Genomic DNA, 7,817 nt, shown 5'->3' with positions numbered 1-7,817 from the left:
GTCCAGAACGTTTTCATCAGATGGTGTGGGCGGCATTTGCAGTTCAGGTTGGAGGCGTGGGTGGGACCCCACGGCCAGGGTCGGACATGGTCGAGGTCGCAGCGGTCGGCGGTGACGGGGCAGCCGGGGAAACGGCAGAACAGATCGCGCGTCCGCACGAACTCGGCCAACTCGTCGCTGGGCCGGTAGTGCGGCTCGGGTTGGTCGCTGGGCATCCGGATCGGTTTGATGGTGGCCCCGGCGCGGATGGCCTCGGCCAGCAGCGCATTGGGCAGCACCCCGTGACCTAACAGCAGCGCCGGCGCCGCCGGGCGCCGGGCCGGCTGCTCGGCGGCGGTGGCCGGCTCGGCGGGATGGGCGGGCTGCTCGGCGGCGGGCTGCTGCGCGGTGGCCGGCTCGGCGGCGGGCTGGGCGGGTTGGGTGGGTTGGTTGGTGGCGGCGTCGATGGCGGCTTGGTCGGCGATCACCCGGATCACCACCTGGGATTTGGGGGTCGCACCGGCGGTGGGGCAGGCCGGTGATCCGCATCGGCAGGCCAAGGTGTCGTTGTTGTTGGCGATCGCGGCGGCGGCATCCGAGCGGCGTTCACCGGCGCTGCGCGGATCGCTGTCGCACAGCCCGTTGACCATCGCGGTGACGCGGTGTTTCATCACTGCGGCGTCGGGGGCCAGCAGTCGCCCCCACACTGAGACGGTTTCGGCGTCGTCATCACAGGCGCCGATGGTGAAATCACGGCCGCGAGTGTTTTGTTGGGTGCGCCGTTGGGCGTCGGGGTCATAACGGGCCACCTGCATCTCCACGGCGGCGCGCAGTTTGTCCTCTGACAGGCGCTCCCATTTGAGGGCGCTTTCGGCGATCGCGGCGTCGATGTTGGCCCAGGCCTCGTCGCCTTGCACCAGCCGGGTGCCCCACGTGATCGCCGAAACCAGCCGGGTAGTGAGCGCACCTTTGACGAACAAGGCCGCGATCTGGGGCAGATGCTCGCGCAGCGCTTCGGCGATACGCATCTGCCCCGACGCGCGGCGAGGACCGATCGCCATGGCCGCGGCCACTTCGGCGGCCGTCGAGTCCCATGGGTCGAACGCCCACCACACGCGCGCGTCATCGTCATCGATCCGGCGGTGAGTCAGTTCGGCGATCGCGGCGAAGCGCCGCGCACCGGCGATCGCCTCCTGCCGGACCCCATCCTCGATCGCAGCCACCAGCTCTTCATCAGAGGCGGCCGCGAACTCCGAGTCGAACATGCATTCGAATCTAGCCGCCACCGCCGAACCAAACCAGCAGCTCACCCCGCACCTGCGGATGAAAATACGACTGTGAATAACTCAGCCGATCGTGCGCTCCAACCGGACCAAAGGAATCCGGCGGTCGCCCGCCCTGCCCTCGTAGTCCCCGTAGCCCGCGTACATGTCGAGTGCGAGGTGCCACGCGCGATCACGCTCCACGGAGTCGGTGATTTCGGCGGCCGAATAGGTACCGCTCCTCTTGCCCGCGAGTACTTCCGCCTTCGGGTTCGCGACGAGGTTGCGGTACCAGGCCGGGTGAGACGTGTTGCCGTAATTCGACGCGATCAAGATCAGCCGGTCGCCGTCGGTGACGTACAGGAGCGGCAGCGTCCGCGGCTGGCCCGTCTTGGCGCCCTTCGTCGTCAGCAGCATGATCGGAACCGGATACACGGAACTGACCCGTCCGCCCGTGAGGCGCAGCAGCGGCGGATCGAGCCGGGGCGCAACCCGCTTCATGTACCAGTCGCCGACGGGCATGCGCGCGAACTTCTCCAGCGTTCGCTCGTATACACCCATGTGGCGACGCTGCTTTGGGCTCATAGCGCATTACTGTGCCAGCCCGGAGGCCTTCAGCACGGCCAAAAGCGCATCAACGGCCGAGGCGAACGCATGGTCGGCCGGCGCCGCGAAGCCGACGATGATCCCGTCGGGATCGGGCACGTCCGGCCCGGCCAGCGGATGACGCATGATCGACAGACCCTGCACGGAAATTCCCGCCTCACCGGCGCGACGGAGCACCTCGTGCTCGGTGTCGTCAGGCAGAGTCAGCAGCAGGTTCACGCCAGCCGACAGCCCGCTGATGTTGACGTCGAATTCGGACAGGGCGTCGACGAGGGCGTCGCGCCGCCTGCGATAGCGCATCCGCATGCGCCTGATGTGCTTGTCGTAGCCGCCGGTGCCGATGAAGTCGGCCATCGTCAGCTGCGAGAGCGAATCGACGTAGTACTGCTGCCCTCCCGCAGCGTCCGTCACTGGGTCAATCAGGTTGTCCGGCAATACCATCCAGCCCAGCCGCAACGCCTGCGACAGGCTCTTGCTGGCCGATCCGAGATACACCACCCTGTCCGGGCACAGTGCCTGCAGCGCTCCGATCGGTTGGCGGTCGTATCGGAATTCCCCGTCGTAGTCGTCGTCGAAGACGTAACCGTCTGTGCGCTGTGCCCAGTCGACGACGGCGGTGCGGCGCGCGGCGTGCAGCGGCATCCCAAACGGACTGTGGTGCGCGGGCGTCAACAGCACGGCGGGTGTCTGCAGTCTCTCGAGGTCGTCGATGACCGCGCCGCGTTCGTCGACACCGATCGGTACCGTCGGCACGTCCAGCGCGGCGAGCGCGTCGCGGAAGATGAAGAGCCCGTAGGCCTCGACGGCGATCGGGCCGCGTCCGCGATACACCCGCGCAAGCAGTTCGACCCCATGGCGCACGCCCGCGCACACCACGATCGACTCCGCGGACGTTCGTACGCCGCGGGCACGAGTCAGGTAATCGGCGAGCGCGTCGCGCAGTTCCGGCCTGCCCCGTGCATCGCCCATCCGCAGCGCCTCCGTCGGCGCGGTCGACAGCGCCCTGCGGGTGGAGGCGAGCCATTCGGCCCGCGGAAACTCCGACACATCCGGTGAGCCGGGCATCAGGTTGTGGACGGGTGCAGGCCGCGCGCCGCGGGGTCGCGGCGGCGTGCGCGCTCGCCCGGCGTTGAGCACCCAGGTGCCGGCACCCTGTCGTGACGCCAGCAGGCCCTCGTTGACCAGTTCGGCGTACGCCTCGGCCACGGTGTTGCGCGCCAATCCCAGGTCAGCGGCGAGGCTGCGCGACGGCGGCAGCATCGACCCTGGCGCCAACCGGCCGGACCGCACGGCGTCGCGCAGCGCGGTGAGCAGCAGCTCTCTGGCCCCTCGCGCTCCCGGCGTGATGACGGAGCGGAGGTCGAGGTGGAGATCTCGGCTCCCGGAATTGGCCCATGAAGTCACGTACCAATTGAACCATTCAGATGGTTCTTTCCGCCTTAGCGTTGGTGTCATGACAACGACACTGGAAACCCGACTGCACGCCAACCACCGCATCAAGATCTACAAGTCGTCGCCCGAGCTGCTGGACGCGATGATGACGCTGAGCGCGGCGTCAGCCATCGAGGTCGAGCCGGAGATCGGCGAATTGATCAAGATCCGCGCGTCGCAGATCAACCACTGCGCGTTTTGCCTCAACATGCATCTCGTCGATGCCCGCAAGCACGGCGTCACCGAGCAGAAGCTCGATGTCCTCGCCGCATGGGAAGAGGCCGGCGACCTGTTCACCGACCGTGAGCGGGCGGCGCTGGCGCTGACGGAGGCGATCACCAGCGTCTCCGACGGCGTCCCCGACGGCGTGTACGCGCGAGCCGCAGAGGTCTTCACCGAGCGCGAGCTCGGACAGGTCATCGCGATGGCGGTCACCATCAACGCGTGGAACCGGATCAACGTGACGGTCCGCACGGCAGTGCCCCGCCGCTGATACTCGAGGGGTGCAGACCCGGTCCGGTGCGGAGATCATCGTCAATGGCGACGTGGTCAGCAAGCTGCACCGGCCGGGCACCGACCCCAGGCTACTGAGAACCCGGCTCCGCATCGCCGCGGAGTCGGGTTCTTTCCTATCGCCGCTCGACACAGTTCCGCAGCGGGCCGGGTCACAGTGGCGATCCAGCTGGCCGTGGGTGAAAACCGTTGCGCCACAACCAGTCGGCCTGCCGTGGGCCGACGCGGGGCGACTGCTCGCCCGGTTGCATTCCGAGCCGGTGCCGCCACGCACACCCGCGCACGGCTGGCCGCAGCGGCTCAGGCGCGCAGTCCACACCGCGCGGCGAAATGATGTTGTGCGCGGCGCGGCCGCCTCGCTGCCGGACGAGGCCTGGCAGGCAGCCTCACCGGGGCGGCCGTCGACGCTCGTGCACGGCGACTGGCATCTGGGCCAGCTGGGCAGGCGGTCGGCCGATGAGCCGTGGCTGCTGATCGACGTCGACGACCTCGGCGTCGGCGATCCGGCGTGGGACTTGGCCCGCCCGGCCGGGTTCTGGGCGGCGGGCCTGATCCCCGACGACGACTGGACACAGTTCCTCGACGCGTACCGCGACGCAGGTGGTCCGGCAGTGCTGGAGGGCGACCCGTGGCCGGTGCTCGACGCGTTCGCCCGCGCTGCCGTCGTGCGCGCGGCAGCCCACCACCCCGACGACGAGATGCTGATCGCCGCCTGCGCGCGAATGCGCTAGCTGGAGAAGAACAGCCTGCCGAAGCCCTGCTTGCGATAGTGCTTGTTGCCGCGATGGCCCCAACCCGGTCCGTCGTCGTACCCGTAACCCGGCTGGTGAGACGACGGCGGCGGCGGCGCGGCCTGGACGAACCGGTTCTCCATCTGGGTGAGTGACTCGAGCTCACCGAAGTCCAAAAAGATGCCCTTGCAGGTATCGCACTGCTCCAGGTGAATGCCGTTGCGCTCGTAGGTCTTCATCACCCCGGCGCACTTCGGACACAGCAGGGTGTTACCGACGCCGGTGGGTGCGGGGGACTTGGGGGGTTCGTACGGCGGGATGCTCATGACTCATCAACGCCCGAGCATCCTGTGAAGTGCCTGAAAACGCTTAAACCCAGTAGGGCACGCGTGCGCGATACTGGCGCATGGCGAGCGCAGCGAGAATCCAGCCGACGACGGTCAGCACCACCACGACGACCCAGTGCCGCAATTCCTGGTCCGCCCCGAGCAGCGGTGCGCGCACGATGTCGAGGTAGTGCAGCAGCGGGTTCAACTCGACGATCTTGGCCCACCGGCCCGCTCCCTGATGTTCCAGCGTCGCTTCGTTCCAGATGATCGGCGTCATGAAGAACAGCAGCTGCACAAGGCTGAACAGCAGCGGGCTGATATCGCGATAGCGGGTCGCCAGGATGCCAAAGCACAGCGACACCCATACGCAGTTGAGCACGATCAGACCCAACGCCGGGATGACGGCCAGATCCGCCCAGGACCACGGCTTCGGAAAGATGATCGCGATCACGACGAAGATCACGATGTTGTGTCCGAACAGGATCATCTGGCGCCACACCAGCCGGTAGACGTGCACCGACAGCGGCGTCGGCAGTTGCTTGATCAACCCCTCGTTCGCGATGAACACGTCGGCGCCTTCGAGGATCGCCGCGTTGATCAGATTCCAGATGATCAGCCCGAGCGTGACGTAGGGCAGGTGCTCGGACAGCTCGAGTTTGAACAGCTTCGAGTACAGGCCGCCCATCGCGATCGCCGTGACACCGGTGGCGATGGTGATCCAGAACGGTCCGAGCACCGACCGGCGGTAGCGCTGTTTGATGTCCTGCCAGCCCAGGTGCGCCCACAACTCGCGGCGCGCGAAGCCGGCGACGAGGTCGCCCCATGCGCGCGTCATCGTCCTCGATTGAGCGGCGGCGTCGGTGAACGTCATGGCTTTTCGAACCTCTCGCGCCTGCCCTGCCTGCGGAGCCGGACCCATTCCGCCAGTCCTCGCGGGTCCCGACGGGACACCAGAAAGTACCAGCCGAACCGCAGCCACTCCTGCGGCAGCAGCTTGCGAAGGCCCGGCTGCGACAAGAGATAACCCCGGTTCCGGTAGGTATAGAACCGCTTCGCCTCGTTGTCGGGGTACTGCGTATGCATCCGGCCACCCAAGATCGGCTTGAACTCGTCTGTGCCGCAGGGATGCAAATAGACTGCGTCCAAACATGTTCCGAATGGCAGCCCGGAGCGCACCAACCGGCGGTGCAGTTCCACCTCGTCGCCGCGCACGAACAGCCGGAGGTCAGGCACGCCGACCGCCTCGACGGTCGACGCGCGAAACAGGGCCCCGTTGAACAGCGACGCGATACCCGGCAACAGTCCCCAGCACGCGGGTGGGCCCACTGCTTCGCCCTCGGTGCGCAGTTCACTGACCAGTCGGCGCCACACCAGACCGCGGCGCAGCGGGAACGCCAGCTGGTCCGGGTTGTCGATGTTGCACACCATCGGCGAGATCTCGGCCAGAGCGTGCTTCTCGGCGCATGCCAGCAGGGTCGCCAGCACGTTTCGGTCCTGCGGGCGTCCGTCGTCGTCGGCCAGCCAGATCCAGTCGGCGCCCAGCGTGAGCGCGTACAGCATTCCGAGAGCGAAACCACCTGCGCCGCCGAGGTTTCGGCGCGAGCCGAGGTAGGTGGTCGCAACGGGCTGGCCGGCGACCATGTCGCGCACCCACTCGTCGTCATCGTTGTCGACGACGACGATGTGGTCGAGTGCGCGGCTCTGCGTGGTGAGCGCGTCCAGCGACTTGGTCAACTCGTCGGGTCGCCGGTGGGTCACCAGCACTGCGCAGACGGTCTCAGTCACTCGCACGGGCATTCTCTTCGAGCACCTCGCGCACGTGGCGCGCGGCGTCCTCGCCCTCGTAGGCGCGCACGACCTCCTCGATGCCGCCGGTCATCTTGATGGTGCCGTGGTCGATCCACATCGCGGTCGTGCACAACCGGGCCAGGAACTCGTTGGAGTGACTGGCGAAGACGAGAATGCCGGAGCGCTCGACCAATCCCTGCAGCCGTGTCTGCGCCTTCTTCAGGAACTCGGCGTCGACGGCGCCGATGCCCTCGTCGAGCAGAAGGATCTCGGGGTCGATGCTCGTGACGACCCCCATCGCCAGCCGCACCCGCATGCCGGTCGAGTAGGTGCGCAACGGCATGGACAGGTAGTCGCCGAGTTCGGTGAACTCCGCGATCTCGTCGACCTTGGCCATCATCTGCTTGCGGGTCTGACCCAGGAAGAGGCCGCGGATGATGATGTTCTCGAAGCCTGATATCTCGGGGTCCATGCCGACGCCGAGGTCGAATATCGGCGCCACCCGACCGGTCACGCTCGCGACGCCCCTGGTGGGTTCGTAAATGCCCGACAGCAGCCGCAGCAGCGTCGACTTGCCCGCCCCGTTGTGACCGACCAGACCCACCCGGTCGCCGAGTTCCAGCGACATCGTGATGTCCCGCAGAGCCTCGATGACAACGACATTGGACTCGTTGCGGCCGATCGTGCCGCCTGCCTTGCCGAGGAACGCCTTCTTCAACGAGCGCGCCTTCGCGTCGAAGATGGGAAACTCCACCCACGCGTTGCGCGTCTCGATGTGCGGCTTTGAGGGGTGGGTCACCGAAGTCGCCGCTAGAGGTACTGGCCGGTCCCGGTTGACGCGGGCCCGACGCGTTGACCGGGTGCGCTCATCCCGGGCGGCAGCGCGCCTTGGCGCATCTGCTCCAGCTGCTGGCGGGCAGCCATCTGCTGGGCGAACAGCGCAGTCTGGATGCCGTGGAACAGGCCCTCCAACCAGCCGACGAGCTGGGCTTGTGCGATGCGCAGCTCGGCGTCGGAGGGCGCGTCGTCGCTGAACGGCAACGTGATCCGCTCCAGCTCGTCGATGAGCTCGGGTGCGAGACCTTGCTCCAGCTCGGTGATTGAGCGGCGATGGATCTCGGCTAGGCGGGTGCGGCCGGCCTCGTCCAACGGCGCACTGCGCACCTCCTCCAGCAACT

General features: G+C 67.4%; 10 protein-coding genes. 2 read left to right on the top strand and 8 right to left on the bottom strand.

The window, feature by feature from the left end:
• The 3 genes from QOC76_RS10675 to pdxR all read right to left on the bottom strand — a co-directional run.
• Window positions 1-1,244, bottom strand: a 1,244-nt coding sequence (locus QOC76_RS10675) for an HNH endonuclease signature motif containing protein (protein ID WP_526356806.1), incomplete at its 3' end; no start/stop codon positions are given.
• Window positions 1,245-1,325: 81 nt separating this feature from the next.
• Window positions 1,326-1,802: a nitroreductase family deazaflavin-dependent oxidoreductase gene (locus QOC76_RS10670; protein WP_526356805.1), complete on the bottom strand. Its 477-nt coding sequence runs from the start codon at window positions 1,800-1,802 to the stop codon at window positions 1,326-1,328.
• A 30-nt stretch (window positions 1,803-1,832) separates the two neighbouring features.
• Window positions 1,833-3,251 carry a MocR-like pyridoxine biosynthesis transcription factor PdxR gene (gene pdxR, locus QOC76_RS10665; RefSeq protein ID WP_526356804.1) on the bottom strand — a complete coding sequence of 473 codons (1,419 nt, stop codon included), beginning with the start codon at window positions 3,249-3,251 and terminating at the stop codon, window positions 1,833-1,835.
• A 49-nt stretch (window positions 3,252-3,300) separates the two neighbouring features.
• Here pdxR and QOC76_RS10660 point away from each other — a divergent pair, with 49 nt between their 5' ends.
• Window positions 3,301-3,771: a carboxymuconolactone decarboxylase family protein gene (locus QOC76_RS10660; protein ID WP_526356803.1), complete on the top strand. Its 471-nt coding sequence runs from the start codon at window positions 3,301-3,303 to the stop codon at window positions 3,769-3,771.
• A 10-nt stretch (window positions 3,772-3,781) separates the two neighbouring features.
• Window positions 3,782-4,522, top strand: coding sequence for a phosphotransferase family protein (locus tag QOC76_RS10655; RefSeq protein WP_526356802.1), 741 nt, complete (start codon window positions 3,782-3,784; stop codon window positions 4,520-4,522).
• Here QOC76_RS10655 and QOC76_RS10650 read toward each other — a convergent pair.
• The 5 genes from QOC76_RS10650 to QOC76_RS10630 form a co-directional block, all read right to left on the bottom strand.
• Window positions 4,519-4,848, bottom strand: coding sequence for a TFIIB-type zinc ribbon-containing protein (locus QOC76_RS10650; RefSeq protein ID WP_526356801.1), 330 nt, complete (start codon window positions 4,846-4,848; stop codon window positions 4,519-4,521). The genes QOC76_RS10655 and QOC76_RS10650 overlap by 4 nt on opposite strands.
• 43 nt (window positions 4,849-4,891) lie before the next feature.
• On the bottom strand, window positions 4,892-5,722 hold the full coding sequence (wzm, locus tag QOC76_RS10645) for a galactan export ABC transporter permease subunit Wzm/RfbD (RefSeq protein WP_526356800.1): 831 nt from the start codon (window positions 5,720-5,722) through the stop codon (window positions 4,892-4,894).
• Window positions 5,719-6,636, bottom strand: a complete 918-nt coding sequence (gene glfT1, locus QOC76_RS10640; RefSeq protein WP_526356799.1) for a galactofuranosyltransferase GlfT1 — start codon at window positions 6,634-6,636, stop codon at window positions 5,719-5,721. Before glfT1 ends, wzm begins: the two co-directional genes overlap by 4 nt.
• Window positions 6,629-7,438 (bottom strand): galactan export ABC transporter ATP-binding subunit Wzt/RfbE, encoded by an 810-nt coding sequence (gene wzt, locus QOC76_RS10635; protein ID WP_526356798.1) that lies wholly within the window; start codon window positions 7,436-7,438, stop codon window positions 6,629-6,631. Before wzt ends, glfT1 begins: the two co-directional genes overlap by 8 nt.
• An 11-nt stretch (window positions 7,439-7,449) precedes the next feature.
• Window positions 7,450-7,817, bottom strand: a 368-nt coding sequence (locus QOC76_RS10630) for a proteasome activator (RefSeq protein ID WP_526356797.1), incomplete at its 5' end; no start/stop codon positions are given.

It is taken from the genome of Mycobacterium sp., from assembly GCF_032159565.1.
Lineage (GTDB): Bacteria > Actinomycetota > Actinomycetes > Mycobacteriales > Mycobacteriaceae > Mycobacterium.
Note: the sequence above shows the minus strand (reverse complement) of the source record. Positions and strands in the feature narration are given on the sequence as shown.